At 35.7% G+C, this 26,998-nt stretch carries 19 protein-coding genes; 1 reads left to right on the top strand and 18 read right to left on the bottom strand.

Annotated elements, in window-relative coordinates:
- Positions 1–487 precede the first annotated feature (487 nt).
- From ACQKIM_RS19760 to ACQKIM_RS19795, 8 genes are all read right to left on the bottom strand, one after another.
- Positions 488–754 (bottom strand): hypothetical protein, encoded by a 267-nt coding sequence (locus ACQKIM_RS19760; RefSeq protein WP_427547239.1) that lies wholly within the window; start codon positions 752–754, stop codon positions 488–490.
- A 423-nt stretch (positions 755–1,177) separates the two neighbouring features.
- Positions 1,178–2,575: a Fe-S cluster assembly protein SufB gene (gene sufB, locus ACQKIM_RS19765; protein ID WP_009371995.1), complete on the bottom strand. Its 1,398-nt coding sequence runs from the start codon at positions 2,573–2,575 to the stop codon at positions 1,178–1,180.
- 97 nt (positions 2,576–2,672) lie between these two features.
- Positions 2,673–3,101, bottom strand: a complete 429-nt coding sequence (gene sufU / locus ACQKIM_RS19770; protein WP_427547242.1) for a Fe-S cluster assembly sulfur transfer protein SufU — start codon at positions 3,099–3,101, stop codon at positions 2,673–2,675.
- A complete protein-coding gene (locus ACQKIM_RS19775; protein WP_427547245.1) occupies positions 3,091–4,320 on the bottom strand; it encodes a cysteine desulfurase in 1,230 nt (409 codons plus the stop codon). The genes sufU and ACQKIM_RS19775 overlap by 11 nt, the downstream gene beginning before the upstream one ends.
- The gene (gene sufD, locus ACQKIM_RS19780) at positions 4,320–5,627 is read right to left on the bottom strand and encodes a Fe-S cluster assembly protein SufD (protein WP_427547248.1); all 1,308 of its coding nucleotides are present in this window, start codon (positions 5,625–5,627) and stop codon (positions 4,320–4,322) included. Before sufD ends, ACQKIM_RS19775 begins: the two co-directional genes overlap by 1 nt.
- A gap of 18 nt (positions 5,628–5,645) precedes the next feature.
- Entirely contained in the window at positions 5,646–6,431 is a 786-nt protein-coding gene (gene sufC, locus ACQKIM_RS19785) for a Fe-S cluster assembly ATPase SufC (RefSeq protein WP_427547316.1), read from the bottom strand.
- A gap of 449 nt (positions 6,432–6,880) precedes the next feature.
- On the bottom strand, positions 6,881–7,654 hold the full coding sequence (locus ACQKIM_RS19790) for a response regulator (protein ID WP_427547251.1): 774 nt from the start codon (positions 7,652–7,654) through the stop codon (positions 6,881–6,883).
- On the bottom strand, positions 7,626–10,571 hold the full coding sequence (locus ACQKIM_RS19795) for a histidine kinase (protein WP_427547254.1): 2,946 nt from the start codon (positions 10,569–10,571) through the stop codon (positions 7,626–7,628). Before ACQKIM_RS19795 ends, ACQKIM_RS19790 begins: the two co-directional genes overlap by 29 nt.
- 208 nt (positions 10,572–10,779) lie before the next feature.
- On the opposite strand from ACQKIM_RS19795, the gene ACQKIM_RS19800 reads away from it, so the two are divergent.
- On the top strand, positions 10,780–11,682 hold the full coding sequence (locus ACQKIM_RS19800) for a LysR family transcriptional regulator (protein WP_427547256.1): 903 nt from the start codon (positions 10,780–10,782) through the stop codon (positions 11,680–11,682).
- A gap of 26 nt (positions 11,683–11,708) precedes the next feature.
- Here the strand turns inward: ACQKIM_RS19800 and ACQKIM_RS19805 are convergent, their stop codons facing one another.
- The 10 genes from ACQKIM_RS19805 to ACQKIM_RS19850 form a co-directional block, all read right to left on the bottom strand.
- Complete coding sequence (locus tag ACQKIM_RS19805; RefSeq protein ID WP_427547259.1) at positions 11,709–12,779, bottom strand: glycosyl hydrolase family 18 protein; 1,071 nt, start codon at positions 12,777–12,779, stop codon at positions 11,709–11,711.
- 22 nt (positions 12,780–12,801) lie between these two features.
- A complete protein-coding gene (locus ACQKIM_RS19810; protein ID WP_427547261.1) occupies positions 12,802–14,553 on the bottom strand; it encodes a polysaccharide deacetylase family protein in 1,752 nt (583 codons plus the stop codon).
- The gene (locus ACQKIM_RS19815; protein WP_427547264.1) at positions 14,550–16,418 is read right to left on the bottom strand and encodes a glycosyltransferase family 2 protein; all 1,869 of its coding nucleotides are present in this window, start codon (positions 16,416–16,418) and stop codon (positions 14,550–14,552) included. Before ACQKIM_RS19815 ends, ACQKIM_RS19810 begins: the two co-directional genes overlap by 4 nt.
- A gap of 5 nt (positions 16,419–16,423) precedes the next feature.
- On the bottom strand, positions 16,424–17,854 hold the full coding sequence (locus tag ACQKIM_RS19820; protein ID WP_427547266.1) for a polysaccharide deacetylase family protein: 1,431 nt from the start codon (positions 17,852–17,854) through the stop codon (positions 16,424–16,426).
- Between the two features lie 16 nt (positions 17,855–17,870).
- A complete protein-coding gene (locus ACQKIM_RS19825) occupies positions 17,871–19,196 on the bottom strand; it encodes a nucleotide sugar dehydrogenase (RefSeq protein ID WP_427547269.1) in 1,326 nt (441 codons plus the stop codon).
- 824 nt (positions 19,197–20,020) lie between these two features.
- Positions 20,021–20,239, bottom strand: a complete 219-nt coding sequence (locus ACQKIM_RS19830; RefSeq protein ID WP_427547272.1) for a hypothetical protein — start codon at positions 20,237–20,239, stop codon at positions 20,021–20,023.
- Between the two features lie 151 nt (positions 20,240–20,390).
- Entirely contained in the window at positions 20,391–23,570 is a 3,180-nt protein-coding gene (locus ACQKIM_RS19835) for a hypothetical protein (protein WP_427547275.1), read from the bottom strand.
- Positions 23,567–24,988, bottom strand: a complete 1,422-nt coding sequence (locus ACQKIM_RS19840) for a glycosyltransferase family 2 protein (protein ID WP_427547278.1) — start codon at positions 24,986–24,988, stop codon at positions 23,567–23,569. The genes ACQKIM_RS19835 and ACQKIM_RS19840 overlap by 4 nt, the downstream gene beginning before the upstream one ends.
- Positions 24,985–26,031 (bottom strand): HEAT repeat domain-containing protein, encoded by a 1,047-nt coding sequence (locus tag ACQKIM_RS19845; RefSeq protein ID WP_427547281.1) that lies wholly within the window; start codon positions 26,029–26,031, stop codon positions 24,985–24,987. Before ACQKIM_RS19845 ends, ACQKIM_RS19840 begins: the two co-directional genes overlap by 4 nt.
- A complete protein-coding gene (locus tag ACQKIM_RS19850) occupies positions 26,028–26,897 on the bottom strand; it encodes a response regulator (RefSeq protein ID WP_427547283.1) in 870 nt (289 codons plus the stop codon). Before ACQKIM_RS19850 ends, ACQKIM_RS19845 begins: the two co-directional genes overlap by 4 nt.
- Positions 26,898–26,998 lie beyond the last annotated feature (101 nt).

Genomic DNA, 26,998 nt, shown 5'->3' on the forward strand with positions numbered 1-26,998 from the left:
GGCAAAGCGAGTAGCCTGGAACGGAAATCACCTTCATTTGAATTAGTAGTATTCACAAAGAGTCCCTTGACCATTTAGTTTTTCAACACTATGAGACGAACTATAAAAGTTCGTCTCCTATACATTAAGGATAAAATTAAATCGGTCTGTTTTCGAAATGTCCGATTTTTATTGTTCTTCAAAACCCTTATATATCAAGTATGACAGAAGTATTATCCAATGCTGCCTTCCATCTCAAATTTGATAAACGGATAGTTTTAAAGTGATTATATAATAGAAGATACTCAATAAAATCAATCTATTTGGCATTTAACTTTTTAATTTATATCATGTTTTTTCAAACGTTGTCGGCATGAAATCGGCATGAAAAACAGTATCATGAGACCACTCAATTATGGGTGGTCATTTTAATTATCTCCACACCATGTAACACCATATAAAAATTAAGACCACCCATCACGGAGTGGTCTTTTTATGGATTATTTAACTAAAGTCCACTTGATTGCATATGTGCGACTCTATAAAGTATAACCATTATTATAAAACCAACAATTAGTAGACTATATAAGCTTAACACGATTGTTTTCACTCTTCCTTTTTCACTAAATATTGCTAATAAAACGGACACACCTACACCAGCTATTAAAAAGTTTGTTCCTACCATACCAGAAACTTTTTCTTCCATAAAAAATTTCATAATAAGAATAGTCACTATAAAAATAATAATAGATACCAGTCCTAAATGTTTTCTCATTTTTATTTCCCCCAATCCATATACCACTCGCTAATTAACTATATATCCCTTTGTTACACGGGACATACAAATAATTGGAAAAGTTTTTTTATCAGAATTTTACACCCCTCTAATGTGTAACGAAATGTAAAGTAATGGGTTTCCTTTTAAAAGATTGGCTTGACCATTATGCTGAATTAAAAAATAAAAAAGGCAAAAGTGCATATTCGTTTGGAGCCCGACTAAAATGATCGGTTGGGGCATGACCACTACAGATTATTATTTACACATCACAAAAAAGACCGAGCAAAATGCGCTCGACCTCTACAAAAAGCATATAAAAAACAAAGAAAAATAAATTTCGTGGTCAAAATGTGGTCAAACAGGCTTTTCAGCACCGATAATATATGCAAAAAAGCCTGTTATCATCACGTTTTCGGAGTATTACCCGATAGACCCTTCCATCTCAAATTTGATAAGACGGTTCATTTCTACTGCGTATTCCATTGGAAGTTCTTTTGTAAATGGCTCAATGAAGCCCATTACAATCATTTCTGTTGCTTCTTCTTCAGAGATTCCGCGAGACATTAAATAGAATAGTTGTTCCTCAGACACTTTTGAAACTTTCGCTTCATGCTCTAATGAAACATTATCATTTAAGATTTCGTTGTATGGAATTGTATCAGAAGTCGATTGGTTATCCATAATTAACGTATCACATTCGATGTTCGCACGCGCACCGCTTGCTTTAGGCCCGAAACGAACTTGTCCCATATACGTTACTTTCCCACCTTGTTTAGCAATCGATTTAGAAACGATAGTTGAAGATGTATTTGGTGCCATATGAATCATTTTCGCACCTGCATGTTGGTGTTGTCCTTTACCTGCTAATGCGATGGATAATGTCATACCACGAGCACCTTCACCTTTTAGGATACATGCTGGGTATTTCATCGTTAATTTTGAACCAATGTTACCGTCAATCCATTCCATTGTACCGTTTTCTTCAACAACTGTACGTTTCGTTACAAGATTGTATACGTTGTTCGCCCAGTTTTGAATTGTAGTATAACGGCAATAAGCATCTTTACGTACAATAATTTCTACAACTGCTGAGTGTAGAGAGTTTGTTGTGTAAACAGGAGCTGTACAGCCTTCTACGTAGTGTACATGTGCACCTTCGTCCACAATAATTAATGTACGTTCGAATTGACCCATATTTTCAGAGTTAATACGGAAATAGGCTTGTAACGGCGTTTCCACTTTCACACCTGGCGGTACATAGATAAATGATCCACCTGACCAAACAGCTGAGTTTAGTGCAGCGAATTTGTTGTCAGTGTAAGGAATTACTTTACCCCAGTATTGTTTGAAAATATCTTCGTTTTCACGTAAAGCAGAGTCTGTATCTTTAAACACAATACCAAGATCTTCAAGGTCTTTTTTCATGTTGTGGTAAACAACCTCAGACTCATACTGTGCTGATACACCTGCAAGATATTTTTGTTCTGCCTCTGGAATCCCTAATTTATCAAAAGTAGCTTTGATTTCATCAGGTACTTCATCCCATGATTTTTGTGTAGCTTCTGATGGTTTTACATAATACGTAATTTCATCAAAATCTAAGTCTCCTAGGTCACCACCCCATTGCGGCATCGGTTTTGTATAGAAAGTTTCAAGTGCTTTTAAGCGGTATTCAAGCATCCACTCTGGCTCTTGTTTCATATTTGAAATTTCACGGACGATTTCTTCAGTTAAACCACGTTTTGAACGGAAAATTGATACGTCCTTGTCATGGAAACCGTATTTGTAATCGCCGATATCAGGCATTTTTTTAGCCATCGTTTCTCCTCCGTTCATGATATTATATCTAGTCGTTAAATCTTTCTAGCTGGGTGAAGACACATATAGTTGCCTTCGCCCAACTAAAAGAAATTATTTATTGCTTCACACCTTTTTCCATTGCTTTCCAAGCCAATGTCGCACATTTAATACGTGCTGGGAATTGTGCTACACCTTGTAGTGCCTCAACATCCTCAAGGTCATATTTGTCACTATATTCTTCACCCATCATCATCTTTGAGAAAATTTCAGCGAGCTCTAATGCTTCCTCTACCTTTTTCCCTTTAACGAGCTGTGTCATCATAGACGCAGAAGACATCGAAATGGAACAGCCCTCACCATCAAATTTCGCATCCTCTACAATACCATCAGTCACCTTCAATGTTAAGTGAATACGGTCACCACAAGTCGGATTGTTCATATCAATTGTTACAGCATCATTTTCTATCGATCCTTTGTTACGAGGATTTTTATAATGATCCATTATGACTGAACGATATAATTGATCTAAATTATTAAAAGACATCGCCAAAATACTCCTTCGCAGAACGTAACCCTGCAACTAAACGGTCAATATCCTCCTCTGTATTGTACAGATAGAAGCTTGCTCGCGCTGTCGCTACTTGCTGAAGACATTTCATTAGTGGCTGTGCACAATGGTGTCCTGCACGAACAGCAATACCATTCATATCAAGCACCGTTGCCACATCATGTGGATGTACATCGTCTAAATTAAATGTCACTAGTCCACATCGCTTCATTGGATCACGTGGACCGAAAATTTTAAGTCCGTCAATTGTTTCAAGCTGATCCATTGCGTAGCCTACAAGCTTATGCTCATGCTCTGCAATTGTATCAAGCCCTATTTCAGTTAAGAAATCAATAGCGGCACCTAACCCTATTGCTCCTGCAATAATAGGCGTTCCACCTTCAAATTTCCACGGTAATTCCTTCCACGTTGAATCATAAAGTCCAACAAAGTCAATCATTTCGCCACCAAATTCAATTGGCTCCATCTTTTCAAGGTGTTCCTTTTTACCATATAGTACACCTATTCCAGTTGGTCCGCACATTTTATGCCCAGAGAAACCTAAGAAATCTACATCCAAATTTTGCACATCAAGCTTCATATGTGGAGCAGCTTGTGCACCATCGGCTACCATAACAGCACCGTTAGCATGTGCAATTTGAGCAATTTCTTTGATTGGATTAATCGTACCAAGTACATTTGATGCCATTGAAACTGAAACGATTTTTGTCTTAGGTGTAATCGTTGCACGTACTTTGTCTAAGCTAAGTGTGCCATCCGCTTCAAGTTCAATGTATTTTAAAATCGCTTTTTTCTCTTTAGCTAGTTGCTGCCAAGGAATAATATTTGAGTGATGTTCCATATGAGTAATAACAATTTCATCACCCTCAGCAACATTGGCACGACCATAGCTTGCTGCTACTGTATTTAATGCCGTTGTTGTTCCACGCATGAAAATAATTTCTTGTGTGGATTGAGCATTGATAAATTTACGAACCTTTTCACGTGCGCCCTCATATTTATCAGTAGCACGATTTCCTAATGTATGGACACCACGGTGAACATTGGAATTATCGAACTCATAATAATGCTTCATCGCTTCAATCACTTGAACAGGTTTTTGAGAAGTTGCTGCACTATCAAGATAAACGAGTTTATGACCATTTACTTCCTGATCTAAAATTGGGAAATAGCTTTTAATGTCTTTTTTCATCATTAGCGAACTTTCCTTTCAATAACCTCCGTCAGTTGCTTTTGAACGCCCTCGATTGGTAATTGCGTAACAACTGGCGCAAGGAATCCATGGATAACAAGGCGCTCTGCTTCTGCTTTCGAGATACCACGACTCATTAAATAATAAAGTTGTAATGGATCTACTCGACCAACAGAGGCTGCGTGTCCTGCTGTTACATCATCTTCATCAATTAATAAAATAGGGTTTGCATCCCCACGAGCCTTTTCTGACAGCATTAATACACGTGACTCTTGCTGTGCATCTGCTTTTGTTGCACCATGCTCGATATAACCAATACCATTAAAGATTGATTGAGCTGCATCTTTCATAACACCATGCTTTAAAATATGCCCGTTAGAGTTTTTACCCCAGTGACGAACCTCAGTAGTGAAGTTAAGTTTTTGTTCTCCACGACCTACAACTACTGTTTTTGTATCAGCATGAGAACCGTCACCAATTAAATGAGTAATGTTTTCAGAGATTGTATCTGAGTCATTCATCAAGCCTAGAGCCCAATCCACTTTTGCATCGCGTGCTAAACGCGCACGGCGATTTACATACGTAGTATAGCCTTTTGCAAGTACATCTACTGCACCATATGTAACCTGTGCATTATCTTGGACTACTACCTCTGCAATAATATTCGCTTGACCTTTTGCTTCTTCAACAGTCGAAATATAAGTTTCAACATAAGTTACAGCAGCATTCGCTTCCGCTACTACTAAAACGTGGTTGTAAAGTGATGCTTCTGCATTATCATTTAAAAATACAACTTGAAGTGGTTGTTCGATTATTACATTTTTCGGTACATAGACAAACACACCACCATTTACAAGTGCCGCATGAAGCGCTGTTAATTTATGCTCATCTACTTTTACTGCTTCTGTCATGAAATATTTTTGAACAAGTTCTCCATGTTCACGAACAGCTGTTAAAATATCTGTAAAAATAACACCTTTATCAGCTAATTCTTGTGAAGTTTTAATATATGCTGGCGTGTTATTACGTTGAATATAAAGATTTTCTTGAGCTTCGAGATCAATTAAACCTCTTGCTTCTTCTGGTAGTGCATCAAGTGAAGTAAATTCTTCACTGACAACTGAGTGAGCCGGGAAATTCACAAAATCCCATTTTGTAATATTCGTTCTATCTGGTTTTGGCAAATCTAAACCAGTTACTTTGTCTAGTGCTGCCGTACGAAGCTCTGTAAACCAAGTTGGCTCACCATTTGCTTCCGAGAACGAGCGCACGTCCTGTACTGTTACAGGCAAGTTAAGTTCCACTGTCATGCTAGTTCGTCCTCCCTCTTATGCTTCTTGTTCTTCTGTTTCTTCTTCGATACCTAATTCTTTTTTAATCCAGTCATAGCCTTCTGCCTCTAAGCGTTGTGCAAGCTCAGCACTACCTGATTTTACAACACGTCCTTGCATCATTACGTGTACATGGTCTGGTGTAATGTAGTTAAGTAGACGTTGGTAGTGTGTAATCATTAAGCAGCCAAAGCCTTCTCCGCGCATTGCATTGATGCCTTTTGATACTACTTTAAGGGCATCGATATCAAGACCAGAGTCAATTTCGTCTAAAATCGCAATTGTTGGTTTAATCATCATTAATTGAAGAATCTCATTACGTTTTTTCTCACCGCCAGAGAAACCTTCATTTAAATAACGTTGAGCCATATCTTCATTCATTTCAAGGAATTCCATGTTTTTATCTAATTCACGAATAAATTTCATTAATGAAATTTCATCGCCTTCTTCACGACGTGCATTAATAGCTGAACGTAAGAAATCAGCATTTGTTACACCTGCAATTTCAGATGGGTATTGCATAGCTAGGAATAAACCAGCTTGAGCACGCTCATCTACTTCCATTTCAAGCACATCTTCTCCATCAAGCTCAACAGTACCTGAAGTTACTTCATATTTAGGATGCCCCATGATTGCAGAAGCTAGTGTGGATTTACCAGTTCCGTTAGGTCCCATGATTGCGTGAATTTCATTTGTATTGATTGTAAGGTTTACACCTTTTAAAATCTCTTTCCCGTCGATTTCAACGTGAAGATCTTTAATAACTAAAGTTGACATGAAAATACCTCCATAGTGTGTTCAGTGAATGGGGAACCATTCCTTAATTATCATCATTCTAATCTTAACTGAAAATCGTTCTCTATGCAAACCATTTCAACTCCGTTCACTTTTCTCTGCTAAAATCCTTAATAACAAGGATTTTGTAAGCATTTTCAGATTATTGCCAACCGTTATTGACAATGAGAATCGACTTTTTTTATTTTCAATAAAATAACCTTAATTGAGAATTAATTTCATCTAGCAACATAGTGAAAACCTCGCAGAAAGCGTTAATTGTAGCGGTTTTGTGACAAATTTGCATAAACAACAATATCTATACTATAACCTTTTTCTTTAGAATGGAATCAATTAAGGAAACAAATTAATAGAAACTAATATCAATAATTTTACAAATTATAAAAAAAGATATTCAACAAAATAAATGTCGAATATCTCTTCAAATCCAATATGTTCTATACCTTTATGATATTATTATAGTTATAAGCCCATAAATATCCCTTTGATTCTAGTAAAAATGCATCTTGATCAGATTCATACTGAATATCAACTGCCTCATTTGTTCTTAACTCATACCCATCATTTACCCGCTCAATTTGAATCGAGACACTCAATTCATTAAAAAGCTGACGAAGCCGATAGATTGTATTATAAAGATTCGCTAATGCCTTTTTTTCATCAATATTTGGCCAAATATCATCTAAAATTCTGTATTTAGAAACCACTTTGCCCTCATTTATTAACATGTAATAGAAGAGCTCTTCTGTCACCTTTGTTCGCCATTTAATAGCCTTTCCGTTCATGCGTGTTCCAACATCTCCACTTAATCTTACTTCTAGCTTTGCCAGAACTTGTTGCTGATGCCTGCCATAATATTTGGCAAGTCGCTCATCTAGTCGAAGTACAGTATTTGGTGTCATAGGTTTTAAAATATAATCTAACGCCTGAACACGAAAAGCATCTACTGCATACTTTGTGTAGGCAGTCGAAAATATTATCGGAACATCAATCCCCTCCGCTACTAAATTAGACGCAAGTTCAAGACCATTCATTTTAGGCATCTCAATGTCTAAAAGAATTGCATCGCAGGTAATTGCTGCAATTTCCTTTACCGCTACAATTGGAGAGGTAAAGGAAGCAATGACTTCAAATAAACTATCTTTCTCTAGTAAACGTTTATGCAACTCTAAAATAGGCTGCTCATCCTCTACCATAATAATTCTCCACATTTTCATGCTCCTTTAACGGTTGTCTTAATGTCATTGTTGTGCCTACGTTTATAGAAGATGTAATGGTAAGTGTAGCTTTTGGTATTTCCTTTATACGACGTAATACATTCGTAAATCCAATGCCACTCGAGTATAAATTTTCACCCTTACTCAAGGCTGTCACTTGATCCTCAGTCATACCAACCCCATCATCAACCACTTGAATTTGAAGAGCAGCCTCCTCTTTCTGAACTTGGATGATGACTGTACCATCACCCTCTTTTTCAAAAATACCATGGCGAATTGCATTTTCTACAAGCGGTTGAATAAGCAAACTTGGAATCTCCACTTTCGTTGTATCTATTGTCTCATCGATATGAAACAAAACACTCAATCTACTACCAAAGCGGGCTTGCTCAATCTCTACATAAGCCCGAATTATTTCCAACTCCCGCTCCAGTGTTGCACTATGCCCTTCCTTACCCGAATCAAAAATATAACGCAAATAAGTTGATAGCATTGTTAACAAATGTCCCGCTCGCTCTCCATCTGTATAACAAAAAGAAATAATACTACTTAACGCGTTATATAAGAAATGAGGCTTTATTTGTGCTTGGAGAAATGCCATTTCGTGCTCTATCGCTTTTTCTATTGATTCTTTTGTTAACGCAATAGCCGATAAACGAGCTAACAGCGTTTCTTTTGTTGCAGGCTTACGAATATAATCATTTGCACCAGATTCCAATACAAGCGAAATATTCGTAGGATATTCATTCGTCACCATCATAATTATTGGAAGCTCAATAAAGCTTAACTGATTGCGGATTTTTTTTGTAAGAGCAATGCCATTCATTCCAGGCATAACCTCATCGATAAATAAAAAATCCGGTGCTTGTTGCTCGATGACCCTAAGAGCCTCCTCAGCGCTATAAGCTAGGTGAATAGAATAATGACTTTGGAGAAGGCTTTGTAACACCTCTGCATGAATAACATCATCCTCAACGATAAGCAATTTAGGCAGATATTCATTTACCTCAGTCAAGGCAATAGGAGCAGGCATTGTCCTTTTATTTTCCTGTTTTTGTTCATACCCACCAAATGGTAACGTTAAAAGAAACCGTATACCATTATGTAATAGATCTACTGAGTAGCTTCCACCCATTTGTTCTATAATGGCCTTACCAATCGATTGACCAGTTTCATCTGCTGCGATTTGTTGAATCACTTCGGGACCTATTCCCTCTACTGTAATTCTTACATCTGTATCTAAATGTAAAATCGTCAGGACAACTTCTCCATTAACTGCATGAGCAATAGCGGTTTCTATAATCCTGTAAAAAATTTGACCTACTCTTTGCTCATCTGCTTGAACTAGTAATTTGGCATTTGTATGCGTATATAAACGAATATTGGCCTTTTCCATAGTGCGTTCATGCATTGTTAATACATGCTGAACAATCATTTGAATATTGACGGGATGTACATCAATGTGAAAATCCTGAAAGCGAATTTTTGTGAAATCTTTTAAATCATTTACTAGGTATAGCAATCGTTCAAGCTGTTGTTCCAGCAATCGATGTACTGTAGATGTTTGTTGAGCTGATAATGTTTTAGTTACATTCAGAGCATGATAAATAGGCTGCTCTAGTTCCTTTGTCGTAACCTCTAAAAAAGAATCCTTACCAATCGTCGCTTTCTCTAGACGGTCACTATAAATTTCAGCTTCTGTCGTTCGATTAATAAGCCGCATTGCTAAAAAAACATTCATTCCCAACACAAAAAATAGTAAGCCCACTCGATTAAAAACATTTCTTCCTGAGAAAAACAGCTGATCAAAAGTGCCACTTAAACTAAAAATAAAAAGAGCTAGCATCGTTGCACTCAAAGTTATTAATTCATTTTTAGGAATTCGAGTAGTTTTTATGAAAAATAAATAAATAGATCTCCCAACAATCAGCAGCGCTAATATATTAATATACCCAAAAAACACATATTGTAGATTTGATAATGATCTCGCTGGAAGAAGGAATGTTCCAATTCCGTAAATAATTAGAGGCAATGTTAATACTATCGCCGTTCTTCGCTTCATCATGCCTTCAATGATATAGACAAAGAAAAAGAATAGCGTGACCGCATTTATATATGTTGTAAAATCTTGCAAGCGAAAATACCATTCAAATGTAAGCTGAGGAAACTCTCTATATAAGGTGCGTTCGCCACGAGTACATACTAAAATGGCTAGTGTAAAAAAATACATGGCACTGTAAAAAAATGCTTTATCTCTTGTTCTTAATAAATACAAACTAAAATGAAAGATTGAGAAGATAAAAAGCACTATTATAGTCGTTTTTTCTAAAAAAACATCTTTTATAACATCATTAGCCATTGTATCTGCGTCACCAATATCGATAGGAAAAATAATGCCATGCCTTGCATTATAAAAATCGGCTACCTGCAAAGTAATCGTGACTGTTTTGGAAATCGGTGTAAAATAAACTTCATATACAGGATTACTTGGCTCAGAATCTTTTTTTGTTAGACCAAGTGTTCCATAAGATGCATATTCTTTATCGTTAATGTACAGCCGATGGGCAGACCAAATATTTCTTACACGCAGGCCCACTTTTTCAAAATGAGATGGTAAATTCACAGTTAGCTGATAAGTTCCAACTTTCACATTCTCACGCCAAGGACCAGGAACTATTTCTGTGTCAGCATTGTCTGGAAAATTATTTGGTTCCATAAACTGCTTACCTATAAATTTCCACTCCCCAGAAAGAGCAACCATTTTCTCTTCAGTAGTAATCCCTGAGATATTCAAAATCCCATCAGTTGCTTGTATATTTGTTTTACTTGTATCCTGATCATTAAATATTAATAAAGCTAAAATAATGATTGCTAATAAAATTAACAGCCAACTTATGCCCTTCTTTATCATGAATCCACCTCATTCTTATCTTACAAGAACCTACTCTCAAATTACTAACAAATTTTGATGCTGGTTAAATTCTTAATAAAAGAAGAAATCATTAATACAATCATTATATTTTTTAAACATCTGTTGATTTACAGTCTTTTTTCATCTTAAATATTATATAATTGGAGTATAATCAATCTTATTTTTCGATTAATAGAGGTGAAATTTATTGGAGTTACGTCAATTACGTTATTTTGTTGAAGTTGCTGAGCGTGAGCACATCTCAGAAGCAGCTGAGCATCTTCATGTTGCTCAATCTGCAATTAGCCGTCAAATTGCCAATTTAGAAGATGAATTAGGGACACCCCTATTTGAACGTGTGGGGCGAAATGTCAAATTAACACCAATTGGAAAGATATTTCTTGAGCATACGATTACTGCCTTAAAGGCTATTGATTTTGCAGCCAAACAGGTTGAAGAATATTTAGATCCTGCGAAAGGTACGATAAAAATCGGCTTTCCCACAAGCTTGGCTAGTTATGTCCTGCCAACGGTTATTTCAGCCTTCAAACGAGAATATCCTGATTTACAATTTCAGCTTCGTCAAGGCTCCTACCGTTTTTTAATTGATGCAGTCAAAAATCGGGAGTTAAACCTAGCCTTTTTAGGTCCTCTTCCCCCGAAGGATGAATCCATACAATCTACAATTTTATTTACAGAGGATATCGCTGCATTACTTCCGGCCAACCATCCATTAGCGAAGAAGGAAAGCATCCAATTGGCTGAATTGCGAAATGACTTATTTGTGCTGTTTCCAGATGGCTACATATTACATAAGGTGGCGATGGATGCCTGTCGTGCTGCTGGTTTTCTGCCGAATGTTATCTCGGAGGGTGAGGACTTAGATGCACTAAAGGGGCTTGTTGCTGCAGGTATCGGAGTTAGCCTGCTACCCGAAAGCTCACTATACGACTCAGCTGCTCGCTTCACCGTAAAGGTGCCTATTCAATCACCTACGATTCCCAGAACAGTTGGCATTATTTCACCTATAAACCGTGAAATAGCACCTTCAGAAAAAATATTTTTAAACTTCGTCACAACCTTTTTTTCACGCCTATCACAATTCCAATAAAAAAATCGCCATTGCCGGCGATTTTTTTATTGCTTCGTATTTGCTATGCGTCCCTCTGCTGTTTGTTCACCAATCCATTGTATCGTCTTTGACCCTAAACCTCCTGCACGCCATAAAACAACATTATTGTAGTTTTTCTTACGCACATAGGAGATCCATTTTTCAAGTGTTTCCTGATCAGCATACCAGACTTCATGCTTAATATTTTGATCATCTAAATAACTAAAATAGACTGCATCACTTGCTTTATCGCGTTGCTTTACAGCTTTCGTTTTAGTCAGTAATTCCTCTGCCTCAATCTCTGTTATCGCAACCGTCTTGCCTTGATTGACCCATTTAAAGCCTCCAGTAGCAAAGGCAATTGCTAGATCCTGATTGGATTTTTCAATCTTTTTCATTAGATCATCTAAAAATAAAAAGGTTGCCTTCGCACCTGGACCACTATGATAGCCATATACATTATAAGCCATTACAGTATATTTCGGTCCATCTGGTAGCTTTATATCGAATGGGAAACGTGGCTCTAGAACAACATGTAAAGTAACATCCTTTTTCAATAGCTGCTGATAAAGCTCCTCTAGGAAAAGTACATACTTTGGAAGGTCCTCTTTAGCAATCTTCTCATAATCAATTTCAATACCCTTCAAATTGTATTGCTCTACAATTTGCATAATATTATCGATGTGTTTCTGTCTAGTTGGCGCATCTTGTAGCAGGCGATGTAATAACGTACTATCCTTCTGAACAGATGGGGCATTATCTGTAACATAATCATTAATTAACGTAAGCATCACATGGTGTGTTTCATTAAATTGTTGCTGTGTTTGTTTCAACATTTCTATTGCACTGTCAGTTAATAATAATTGATCTTTACTATTAAAGTAGGCACCAAAAACGCGAATATCCTGTAAGCCCTGCTGCGAATTTTTCACATCTTCAAAAGCTGATTTTTTTTGCCATTCAGGCAGCCAAATGGATAATTGAAGCTTGTTCTTATCCTTCAGCTCCTCTTTTGCCTCAGCAGGTACTTCTTTGCTATTATTACAAGCCGTGATAATTAATAAAATTATACAGATAAACAACAAAAAGTTTTTCACTTGAATCTAATTTCCCCCCGTTTTAGAAGGTTTCAATAAAGAAGTCAACTACATGATTGAATATTGTCGCTGTTTTATACTTTACTTTATCGAAATTCGTATATTGGTTAGTAAAAATTATTTGATCATTCTTATCTGAAATTAAAATATCTTCGATTAATGTATCATAAATATCGTCCGCATATTGTTCATGGGAGGTATCCTTCTTGCTAAACAAAGCACCAAATCCAATCTGAGATCCTTGGATTGCTGGATTTACTTCAATTGTTTTGGACAATACCTTATCTACATCTATTGTTATTTTATCTTTATTTACTGTAATATTAAATACTCTTTTTTTTGTAAGATTTCTTGGATATTCTTCTTCATCTATTCTAGAGCCCTTTTGCGTATCCTGATAGGTGTAGACAGTCGCTTTATTAAATGCATACTCCTCTTCATTCCACTTTATTTCGTTTAATGCGAAACGTTCCTTCTCAACAACACCAGCTCCTGGTAATTTTTCAGAAATAACAATTTCATTATCTACGAGAGCTACGCGAATATAACTATTATTTTTTTCATCATAATTTAAATAGATAGATTGCTGTCCAACAACGTTTCCTTTAAAAGCAAGGTTTACCGTATATTGTTCTGGCAGTGCTTCCTTTAATAGCACTCGCCCTTCACTAGACGGGGGTGATGTGATTATCATCTCATTATTTTTATATTGTACAGCACCATTCACAATCGACCATTTCTTAGCTAATTCATGATCGCCTAATTCAAATTCTACATTTTGCTTACTTGCCTGACGAATTTTCATCATCACATGGTTGGTAGACCAATAAGGAGATACTTGTAATCGGCTTAAATTGTAGAGATCAGCATCAGCCTTATTATAGACCCCCTGCTCGCGATTGAAATGCATACTAAACGTATCCTTAATTTGCTTATCATTCACACTTTGCACTAACGGTTCCATATTATTATAGAGTGAATTAGCATGCATAATAGCATAAGCTCTGGGAATCTCTCCTAATTCCTCTTTATAAATATCATGCATCGATTTATAATCTTTTTTAATTCGTGCTTCCATTTCCTTACGTGTTTCACTCGGAATCATGTATTGATTACGAATAAAATCCATTAAATAGTGATTATAATATTCAATCGTCGTTTTATTCGGTACATCATTTTCATCAATTATTCCTAATGACTGTCCTTTATCGTTATAAATATTAATATATGTCAGCCGGTAGCCATTAGATCCCAATTCCCAATACCCGCTTTTTTCCATCAATAATAAGTCTTTTGGCTTCAAAAATTTGTTATCACGTGTATCCATTTTATTCGCATACGTAAACATTGTCGCTTTATAATTTAGATTCTCCATAATATTTTGGGCAAAGATACTTGAATCCGTACGACCATCTTCAAATGATAAATACAAGGATTTTTCTGGAAGTGGCTTGTTTTTTTCATAAAAATCTAAAATATCCTGCTGTGTAATTGTTTTATAGCCCTGTCTTTCAAGCAATGATAATTGTTCTTTTAAATTCTTCTTTGAAACATATTTAGGAGAGTCGCCTCTGCTCACACCAAAATACGATAAGGCGATGAATCCATCTTTATTTTCTAATGGAATCTTTTCCTCTACCCTTTTTTCTGTCAAAAATACGACACGTATTAAAACAACTGCTAAAAATATAACGATAATTAATTGAGCTATGGAGCGTATGATTTTCCTACGATTTTTTTTAGCTGGATTTAATACAACATTTTTTTCACTCATTCCTTCTCACCCATTTTTCTATTTTTTAGAATCGAAAATCGGGATTTTCGTAATTTTTGCTTCTCCAATTTCTTTTCCTTCGCTATGACATCCTGAGGTGTTTCCCTTGTGCCCCACGTAGATTTCCAAAAAGTAACCCATGCAACTGGCATTTGCCACAGTAAAATAAATTCATAGAAAAGGACAAAGATAAAGCCAAATGCCCACAATTTACTCCTTCTAAAGAAAAGATGGGCCAAACTCATCAGCATAGCCATTAATAGCAGACCCATTAAAAACGTAGTTGGGAAAATACCATGCATGATTGGCACATAAATTAAATTGTAAACAACAACAATAGGAGCTGCTATCGGCACAATTAAACCGATAATGAAAAACAAAAACATAAAGGGTTCCTTTTTCCACATAAATAAAAATGCTCGCAGTGATTCACGCAGCCATGACCGCTTCCATCTCATTTGCTGAGATAAAAAAACTTTTGACTCTGATGGAACAATCGTAGAGCATACAGCATTATCCTGATAGCCTGTGCGATGTGTTTTTAATATATAGTTCGTCATACTTCGGTCATCACCAAAGGTTGCAGGCTGCCCAAGAAATTTTTGATTTAGCCATGCTGTCTCGTTTTGCAAAATTAGCTCTTTTCGGTAACATGCTAACGGTCCAGATAAGCATGTTACCGTGTCAAACCAAGATTCAGCGGCCTTCATTATACGGAAGGCAATATAATAACGAACTGTTTGTAATTTCGTTAAGGCATTGGTGAATTTATTTTCAACCTCTGTTCGTCCAGCTACACCTCCCATTTGTGGATCCTGGAAGGGCTGCACTAAATTTCTGATGGCATGAGGTTCTAAAAAACTATCTGAGTCCACAAAAACGACTAAATCATGCTTTGCAAGATGTACACCTGCCACTAATGCCTCCCGTTTACCACCATTTTGGGGTAGCTTATGGAAGCTTAAGCGATCCTCTGTTTTAAAGCGTCCACCCTCACCATGAATCATCTCAATCATTTCCTTAGCTTTTTCCTCAGTTCTATCCGTTGAGTAATCGTCCACAACAATAACTTCCAATTTATCTACAGGATAATACTGATTTATGCAGCTTAAAATGGTGCGATGAATCCATTCTTCTTCATTAAAAACAGGAATTATAATCGAAACACCCGGTTCAAATTTGGGATTTATCGGAACATTTCTATAGAAAACCCCGAAGAAATATCTGCTTAGAAGAAATGTTGCTGCAATAATACTATATAAATATAGAAACTTATTAAATTTAAAGTAGATAACACTTTCAGCCCGCATCAGCATGACTATAACTGAAACAATCAATAGAAATAGACTTGCTACAAAAATTGATAGTCCCCAGCGCTTTTTTGTCATATATTCGTTTAACGGCTCCAAAAACTCACAAGCACAATAGTACCTTATTTCACCATCTACCTCTTTCGTAAAAGAGCGAACTACTTTTGCCTTTAAATTTACTTTAGACTCATAGCCCTCTGGCATCGCTCCACCAGGAATAGTGAAATTCATTGTAATAATCTCATCCATTAATAAGTTGTTCGGATTTGCTGAATAGATTAGAATACCAGTAACAGAAATATCCTCTGCATAATGCTTTTCATTATTTACTTTTTTCCTAGCCCTTTTAATTTGTACTTCAAAATTGGTTACGTAACGTAAACTTAGAAGCTGTAAACGATATATTTCATTGACATCTGTAGGGTCGATCTCCTCTGTCTGATAGGAAGCACCTCGTCGATTAACTAGGCTTCGTATATTTTCCGGATCAGGAATATTTGATAGTATTCGCCGATCAGAGCGTGGTATCGTTAAGACCTCTTTTTTCTTATTCATGATTATCAATTCACTTTCTTATTCGAATCTTCTTCAATCCAAGTAGACATCTTTGAAAAGCTATATCCATCTTTTTGCAGCTTTTCAATTATTGATGGTAATACTTCCACTGTTTTCGTCCCATCTAAAATATGCATAACAATTACCTTTCCTGGAGCAGCTCTGCTTATTACACGATTATAAATATCCTGAGCTGATAACTCTAAATTCCAGTCAAAGGATGCGATATCGTACATGGCAATCGAAGTAACACCTGTTGCAGCAATAATTTTTGCAGATTCTTCATTAATTACACCTTTATTTGGTCTAAAATATAGTAAAGGTTTTTCCTGTATGGCATATGTTAATGCCTTGTGCGCCATTACCACATCCTCCTGTAGCTCTTCAGGGGTCATGGTCGTAACATCAAGATGGTTGTAAGAATGACTAGCAACCTCATGACCTCTATTTACAATTAATCTTGCTAATTGAGGATCCTTTTCCACACCCTTCCCAATTAAAAAGAAGGTTGATTTTACATTGTATTTATCAAGAATATCTAAAATCTCTTTAATTCTTTCCTCACTAGCCCAATCATCAAAGGATAAAGCAATTTCTTTTTTAGTAGTATTTTTGCGATAGAATATATTAGGTTTAACATTTTGATAATCTGGATTTATTTTAATAGCATCATAGCCATCAATTTCCTCCAAAGGTTTGGCAATATATTGTTCATCTAACACATCCGTTAATGTCGTAAAGACATATCCTTTATCCTTTCCATATTGGGACAATAGTGGAATCACATCAATGACTGCTGGATTAATGTACGTATTTAAATGAATAATCGAGCCGCTATTAATAAAACGATGAATATAATCCATTATCTCCTCTGCACTTTGCATATCGCGGTCTTTCGGATTAATAGACGATTCAACGACACCCTTCATGTTTAATGTTTTTGATGCTAAACGCATATTATCCGTCGAATCGCCAGAGCGGCTGCGAACATATTTAGGCGTATATCCTAATTGTTCCTCAAATACTTCATTTGCTAAGAAAATTTCCTTATAGGTTTCCTCATAGCTTAAATCTGCCATATCGGGAAACGTTAATGTTCCATTTTCTACTTCATGTCCTCTTGCTAAGATATCCTTTACTAAATCAGGATCCTGTGCTATTCGCATACCTTCCACAAAAAAAGTTGCCTTCATATTGGACTGATCTAATGCCTTTAAAAGCTTTTGCATAGTGTCATTATCTGCAAGCCCATTAAAGGTAATTGCAACCTTTTGGTCAAGTATGCTGGCATGACTATAAACAGCACTCATAGTCCCATCATGCTCTTTAATCTCAATCGTCGAGTCGACAGGTTTAACCTGATGATCTTCATTTGAGGTTTGACACCCGGCTAACAATAAAATGAACAGTAGACTACATATTTTTAGTTGTCTCATGTCTACAAAATTCCCCTTATAGTTTGTAATATTTTTCGTTTTTAAATAAAAAATGGGTATTTCTTGTGTCAAAAATTAAAGCAGCCTGTTGATCAATTAAGGCATAATCGATATTTTTATGATTTGTTAAAATTAATACTGCATCTGCTTTTTGAATTAGAGTCTCTGTTAACAACACGGTACTAAAAACTTCCTCTTTTATCGTAAATGACTCAATAAACGGATCAACAATCTTTAACTCACACTGCGCTCTCTTTAACTCACCAATCACTTGTAATGCAGGTGATTCACGGAAATCGTTAATATTTGGCTTATATGCGACACCAATTACCACAATCTCTGCTTCATTCAGTTTTTTGTTCTGAGCTACTAAATATTTACTCAATCTATCAACTACAAAACTAGGCATTGAATCATTAATTTTATCAGCAGCTTCAATTAAAGTTGCCGAAATACCATGTTGTTGACTTGCCCATGATAAATATTTTGGGTCCACAGGTATACAATGACCTCCCACACCAGGACCTGGCGTAAAGGGCATAAAACCATAAGGCTTTGTCGAAGCGGCTTCAATAACCTCCCAAACATTAATATCCATTTTATGGCATATTTGACTTAATTCATTGACAAGTGCAATATTTATTTGACGAAATGTATTTTCTAATAACTTCTCCATTTCTGCTATTTTTGGACTTGTGACAGTAAATACATTTGTATTAAGCACAGTTTCATAAAAGAGCTTTGAAACCTCCAAGCATGCCTCAGTTATACCGCCTACTACTTTCGGTGTATTTGAAACTGAAAAATTTACATTTCCAGGATCGACACGTTCAGGTGAATAAGCTAAAAATATTTCCTGCCCAATTACAAAATTGCTTTTTGCTAGAATTGGTCGGACAATTTGTTCTGTAGTACCTGGATAAGTTGTGCTTTCAAGAATAATCAGCGTATTGGTAGAAATATTCTGTTGAATGGCTATAGAGGCTTCTTCAATATATGAAATATTCGGTGCTCCATCTGCTGTTGTTGGCGTTGGTACACAAATAATAATGACATCAGCATGTGCAAGTTTGGAAAAGTCATTTGTAGGCTCAAACTTCTCTTCAGTAACAGCCTTGTGAATGACTGCACTTGGCATATCCACAATATAACTTTGACCAGCCTTTAATTTATCTATTTTTACATGATCCTTATCAAAGCCAATTACCTGAAAATCCTTATTAGTGATTTCTAGCGCTAGTGGTAGCCCTACATAGCCCAGTCCGATTACTCCAATTACAGCCTCTTTTGTATGAATTTTCTTTGTTAAAGCTACTATTGGTGAATCAATCCTTAACCCCATAAAAAATTACTCCTTTATCTTGAAATGTTTGGATACTCACATTTTCAAATTCTTTTCGATTTACCTGTATGGTTTTGTATTTTAAAATAATTATTTAAATAAAATTAGATTGTGATCCCAATATATGCGAAAATTACTTTTACAACATACACATAGTACTAAATATCACTAAACAATTTCTAAACATTTCACTTATGAAATGAAAAAATAACTACTCACTAATATATTTTTAAAATAAAATCAACAACACAATCCTTTAGAACTATCTTTTTCCTACAATTTACTACATAAATTTATATTTTCATTAATTTTCCATGAATATTTCTAGCAATTATTTTGTCGATTAATAATTCAACACATCTATAAAACATATGAATATTACCAAATTATTGACTAAGAAATCTTTTTCTATTTGAAAAGAGTAACATCTCTTGAAAAATGAAAAAACTTAGGGTAGAAACTACCTACCCTAAGTCATAGTGTTGAAAAACTATATGGTCAAGGTACTCTTTGTGAACACTCCTAAGTCAAATGAAGATGATCTCCGTTCCAGGCTACTCGCTTTCCTGTGGGCGAACGACGAGCCGCTTCCTGCGCTGACGCTCCGTGCAGGGTCTCGTCTGTCTCGCTATCCCACGGGAGTCGAGTAGCCTTGCACTCCAATCAATAATAGTGTAGAACTTTAAATATTTTCTTCCCTCAAAAGTAAAGTAAAAGTATGTTACTCACCATCATTAAATGGATATAATGGCACAATTCTATAGTTGTTGCCCTACACTTTATGTATAGAATCATTTTGTTGCTTTACATAAAGCCACTTATTGCTACCGCTCTGCTTTCGCATTGAAAAATGTTATCAAAGCTACATTTTTGCGCAAAATAGTGATGGCTAAGAATTCAAACTTATCACTATACATTTGTGTGGAATGCCAATAGAAAATACGATGAGCAAAGGTTGATTGGAGTGTAGACTGAGTGACTCCTTGGGGATTCAGCGTCACAGATGAGACCCTGGAGCGAGCTACGCGAGTGAAGCGGCTCATCGGACGCCCCCAGGAAAGCACTCAGTCGGAACGGAGATCAACCCCTCGTTTTGAAAAAGGGCTATACTTTTTAATTTGTCACCTTGATGTCATTGACATAATAGTATTTCAACAACATGACTTAGGGTAGAAACTACCTACCCTAAGTCCTTTAGTACTCTTTAAATAGCTTTTGCAATATGAAATAGGATTGCTTTAACCGCTCTTCATATTTTGGAGTTTCCCATTTTTCCCACGAATAAGCTGTTAGTGGAGGTAAAACATGGTTTTTGGCCTGTGGTAAGGATTGAATAACCTTACCCTCTTTATCTACAAATAAAGCACCAATGAAAATATTGTCAACTTTCACAGAAGCCTTTTCACCATTTTTATATAAATCTCCCATAAACTCACGCTGACTTGGATCTTTTGATTGAATGAGTAGCCAAGGGAGACGTAGCTCAATCACATTATTCTCTGTCCAAGTGTAATCCACCAAAGAATTATAATTTTTTGCTTCAGGGTTGGCATTTCCCTGAAGTAATTTTCCCGTTTCATAAGCACTAAAGTCAGTTGTGATGTTTTGCTCTGGTAAATATAGCTGTTTATTTAAAACATAGTGAATCGGTGCAAATTTCCCACTATTTTTTGTGATAGCTGCCATTCGAGGAGGAATCATTTTTAAGCGATATCCATAGAAATAATCATAAAAATCGTAATATTCATCAATGACCACATGAGAATTTCCATCTTTATTTAATTCCACTATAAAATCTACACCATTTGAAAATGTCATATCTTTTATAGATGTTGCCGATGTATTTCCTTGCTCCGGTACTACATCAAGTAAAATACGAGGCGAGTTTTTTTGTAAAGCATCACTTTTAATTTTGACATACAAATATTTCTCATCATAATCAACAGCAAAATCGGTAGAATCAGATGGTGAAGTATCATATAATTGTGTACCTCTCCACTCCTCTGTATCGCCATCTACTTTTACTTTTAATCTATCAAAGCTTAATAAACCAAATTGCTGTTCATTCGTTTGTGCATTAGACCAAAATGGGCGGCGATTTGGGTCATCATAATCCATCGTATTCCATGTTCGCTTAAACCATTCGTCTTGCCATGTAAAGACAAGCCCTCCTAGCAATTTCTCATGCATAATATCTTCAAATAAATGTTGAAGCGTTTCACCCTGTGCCTGTTCAGACATATGTCCCTGATTCCATCCATATACATTTTCATGTGTCTTACCGCGAGAGGCAGGAATGCCAAATTCCGCAATTAGCACTGGCATACGATGAGCCTCATGCAACTCTTTTAAATAGCCAGCATAACTATTTTTATTTCCTCGAAAATCTACATAATTTAAATAGTTTTTATCGAAGTTAAAGAAGTCTGGATAATATGGATAAACATGATATGAAGCAAATTGTCCAGGTGACTGCATCTCGCCTTTTGTATAAATAACATTTGGATTAACTCCTACTAAATCTTCATCCTCAGATGGCTCAGATGGATGCTTGAGTAAATCAGTTGTTACCCAGTTTGTAAAGCTCATTGGGCGTAACCAATTGTATTTGTCCTTTTCATATACAGTAATTAAGTCCATTTGTTGCGCTAACCAATGCTCAAATGGTGTTGCATTTTTCGTTTCAAAATACATCCCATTGTATTGGCCAATCGTTGCATGCTTTTCATTTGTACCAACAACCATTTGAGGGTACCATTCAATTCCCAATACCCACCCAATAACATATTTTGATACATCTACATCATATAATCCTGAGGCATGGCCCACCTTCGGTTCAACATACATATTACCGTGGATAACATCTACCATGCGCTTCATTTCCAATTGGAAATCCTTTAACGTCTCTTCATTGTAAGCATCCAAAGATTCTGCTAAGCCTTCCTCATTAATCCACACACCATGCAGGATATACAATGGTTTACCTGGATTTTTCTCATTATATTTCGAAAGTGCCCGATAAAAACCTGGTGGATGTAATGTATAGACACGAATCGTATTTGCATTCATTTCAGCAATTTGCTGGAACCATTGATAATACTCTTCTTCAGTAATAGCGGCTTCACCAGGAAATGCTCCTGGTTTCCCCATTCCAATATTCACACCCTTAAAGACAATCGGTTCCCATTTTCCATCCTTTAAAACTTCAAAGGATTGTCCTTGGACTCGAGCAATGTAGTTAAACGTTTCTTGATTAACTGTTTCTTGAATCACTTTGTGTTCAAATTCATCAAATATTTTATGCATGACAGGGATATAGATAGACCAGTAGAAGGAGCTATCTGCAAACTTCTCTGCATATTTATAAATAGTCGGAAGTCCTTTTATTTTATAAAGACTAGGAGCACGAGATACATCATTAAAATCTCCTGCAAAATAATAACTTGTCGTATACTGCTTATTTTGAGATACGATTGCTGCAAATTGCTCTGGAATATTGTTTTCCGTTAAGAGCTTAATTCCTTCTTGAGTTAAGTCCCATTCATAATTTGCCAGTGCATCCTCTTTATATTTAGGGGTAATAATATCAAACCAATAGCCATAGTCAGCACTTGCTGAGGAATTAAAGAATTTTTCTCCCTTTTTGGTAAACTGTACTTGAATGCCTTCCGTTTTTACATGCTTGTCCAATTCTAAAACAAGCAGCTTCTCTGTTTTTTCATTAAATAGTAAAAAGCCTCCACCTTTATAGGGCCAACTATCACCATGCTCATCAATGACCCATTGTGGAATTTCTAAATTCTTATGATAGTCTAGTTCATCAAAATAACGTCCAATCCATCCAGACCATGAGATACCTAAATAATCCTGCAGCTCTTTTCGAACAGCCTCCGATGTTGGTGAAGCAAATGTATTATATTCTGCAATTAGCATACTTTTCTTTTTATTTGCTAATCGAGCAACAATGGATTGCCATTCTTCCATTTCTAATCCGCCAACAATTTTTTCAGAACGTTGACCAAGGCGCTTCTCTTCATATAAATCATCTTTATAAACACCATACGTATCAGCCAGATAAATAACATCATAATTACTATAGTCAGTTGGAAACTTTTTTTCTGTAACCTGTTTTGCTTTTTCCTCTGGAATTGTACCATAGTAATCATTTTCTAAATCATATGGTTGACCATCATATGTATACTTATAATGATTTAAAAACCAATTCACCCCTAGATGTTCTCGATAGGTTTCATTTGGAACTGTTTTATCTAAAATTGCGACGTTTAATGGTTTATCTTCATCCAAATACCACAATACTATAGGCGTAATAATAAGAAATAGAAGAATGATAACCCCTACATAAATTCGCTTCATACACTTTTCTCCTTCTCAGCAATGCCGACACGCTTCATATTACCCCAATCACTTTTTCCTCGAATAAATCGAAGTAACCCCTCACAACGCCACAAAAGAGTAAGTGGTCGATACCAAAAGATTTCTGTAAATGCTAAAAGTATCATGCGTAAAAGCTCTCTTTTTTTCGGAAAAGTATTCATGCTCCAGGCCTCAAATAAGATGGAAGCTACCGAAAAAATCACACCGTATATAACAAAAAGTAATAAGAGCATTACCGCCATCTCATAATAAATTTTCCCTAAGAAAAATGCGATAACAATATATATATATCCGCCTAACTCCACTATTGGCCCTAAACATTCTATAAGCCAAAAATACGGAAATGAAATAAAACCTATCAGGCCATATCTAGGATTTAACGTCATTTTCTTATGCTTCCACAGACTTTCAAACAATCCTTGATGCCAACGTCTTCGCTGATTTCGTAGCACCGCTAATGTTTGTGGTGCCTCTGTCCAACATACCGGGTCTGGTACAAATTCAATGCGTTTACTTTCTTTTTTCTCCTTAATAAGGCGATGAATGTTTACAACCAGCTCCATATCTTCTCCAATAATATTCGTTGAATAGCCTCCTGCTTCAACAGCCCATTTCTTAGAAAAAACACTGAAGGCTCCCGAAATAATAAGCACAAGATTAAATTTACTTAAAGCGATTCTTCCCATTAAAAACGCTCGTAAATATTCGATTATTTGCATAATGACTAAGTAATTATTCGGTAATTGTGTTTCATAAATAGAGCCAAGCTGCATCTTAGCACCATTAGCAATACGAATATTTCCCCCTGCCGCAATCACTTCACCATCTGATAATATAATAGGCTTCATCACACGGAGCAAGGATTTTTCATCTAAAATAGAATCACCGTCAATGGAGCAAAAATATGGATATTGAGATACATTAATACCTACATTTAATGCATCTGCCTTACCTCCATTTTCCTTATCTACTAAAATACAATTCTTATATATTTGAGATTCATAAATTTGTCTTACCTGCTTCGTTGGAATATTGGTTTGCACAATTTTATTAACAGACTTCATCTGAAAATGCTCAATCACGGTTTGCAGTGTCGTATCAGTAGATCCGTCGTTGATAATAATAATTTCAGTCTGCGGATATCGTAAATTTAACAATGAATAGACAGTATCTACTACCCCTACCTCCTCGTTATAAGCTGGGACAAGTAATGATACCGGTTTAGAATAAAAGGCATCAATATGTGCATCATCATATTCAGAGGGATCTAACCTATAGCGCTTCCGTAAATCCAGCATCGCAATAACGAACATTGTACAGTAAGAAGTAATAACAAACAGCATGTAAAACAAAATAACACTGCCAAAGAACCACATACAAAAATCTAAAAACTTCATTTGTCTCCCTGCTTTCTTGCAGCTATTTCTTGCGCTCTTTCGATTGCATATGGGTCGTTTGAGGAATCAATGAATTCTTGTAATTTTTCGATTCCTTGTCGATCCTCTGCAATTGTCTTCGCTGCCTGTGAGCGAACCCACCAATTTTCATCCTGAAGAAGCTGCTCTAAATAAGCATAAGTATAAGTTAGAGGCGCATGTTTAAAAATTTTCGCAACCATTAATCTAGCTTCCCACATATCGGATGTCACAAAAGGGATATAGGAGTCAATTTCATCAATTATCCCTATTTCAAATAGACCTTTTAGTGCACGTATTTTTATTTCAGCAATATCAGAGGTTAATAAATGCTTGAGTTTATCAATATACTGCATGTTTCTTTTTACCGCTGCAGTATCAATGACTGCAAATCGAATACTGAGAGGCCAGTTATCAAACTCATCAAAAAAACGAATAAATACATCATCCTCTAGCAATACAAACAATCTTCTATATTCACTTTCAGAATACATCGCATTTTGACCTTTAATTTTTTCCATAAACAAATCTGGTTGAAAGAGTGAATATATTTTTAACAGCTGAAAATATTCCTCCTCTGAAATTTTTGATTTCTCAAATTGCTGACATGTTTCTAGCAATTCATCGATCTGTAAATCTGCAATTCGATATAAGGCATTCATTCTAATACTCCAGTGCTTACTTGACAAATCCTGCTCATAGAACTTTTTTAAGTAAAGATTAGAAAAATCTTTAATGATCTTCTCCACGTTTTCATTCATTAAATTTTTTAAATACGAGGAAAAAATCTTCTCAATTGCTTCTACCTGTGCCTTTCCACGAGGGACAAGCACCATTGAGAAAGGCTCATCATTAAACAAATAGTTATACCATAACTGTGAATAGTTTTGTAAATAGTTGTCCCGTCTTTTTTTAAACAAACTCTCTCGTTGACGCTGGAAAATTAAATACATCATAAAGAAAAAAAGTACTACTAATAATATGGCTATTATAGTTAGAAGAAAAGAAATGGATAGCACTATCATAGCCAAAACCTCGCCAAAGTTCGTTTAATTTTTGCCTCTAGCAAACGCAAATTAAATGGTTTGACAATATATTCATCAACGCCACCTTCATAAGCATTTAGTGCGGCTATTTCGGAATTTCGCTCTGACAGCATATATATTATAAATTTTTTTTCATTAGGCATATTTCGTAAAATGTGAAGAATTTCTAAACCATTTTTACGAGGTAAAATATCATTCATGACAATTAAATGCATATGTCCAGTTTTATAGGTATCGGACTGTAAAAAGCTATAGCCATCTTCATAGGCAGTTACTGCTAATGTAAAATGAGGAATATCTAATTGGTTAAGAGTGGACTCAAGTACTTTTCTAAAAATAGGATTTTGTTCAAGGATACTTACCTTCACCTGCTCATTTGATTGCTCACGATAATCCTCAACTTGTACTATGGACCATGTTGAAAGTTCATTATCTGCTAATCTTTGCTTATTTTTGGCTATCAATGTTTCAAAATCTACACTATTATTTCTAATTTCCGTTATAGATGCTTTTAATGTTATACGATTAAATGCCTTCTCTTCTTTTAAAATAGCAAATATCCGATTCAGAAAGGCTTTTGCCTCTACATCACTACTCTGTAAAAAAAATATTCCCCAATGCTCTCCATCTGCTAATTGAAAAAGTAAATCTGTTTTGCGGATTTTTAATTGTAAAAAGGTAGTCATTTTATTATGAATGGTTGGCCCCTGTGAGGGATGCACTAATTTTAAAAAAACTGCCGTAAACGTAAGTCGTGATCGTAAAACACTTTCACGCCAAATTTCAAAATATCGTTTAACTTCATGCTCCTGCATGACATCTTCTGTACTCATTATTTTAGTCATTGGTATCACTCCAATATTGATATAAGAGGTATTTCAATCTCTTACTATTTTCTATCATTTATTTCGTACATAAACAACAGAACTATAGTAATAAATTCACT

This window comes from Lysinibacillus sp. NPDC047702 (genome assembly GCF_050272555.1).
Classification (GTDB): Bacteria; Bacillota; Bacilli; order Bacillales_A; family Planococcaceae; genus Lysinibacillus.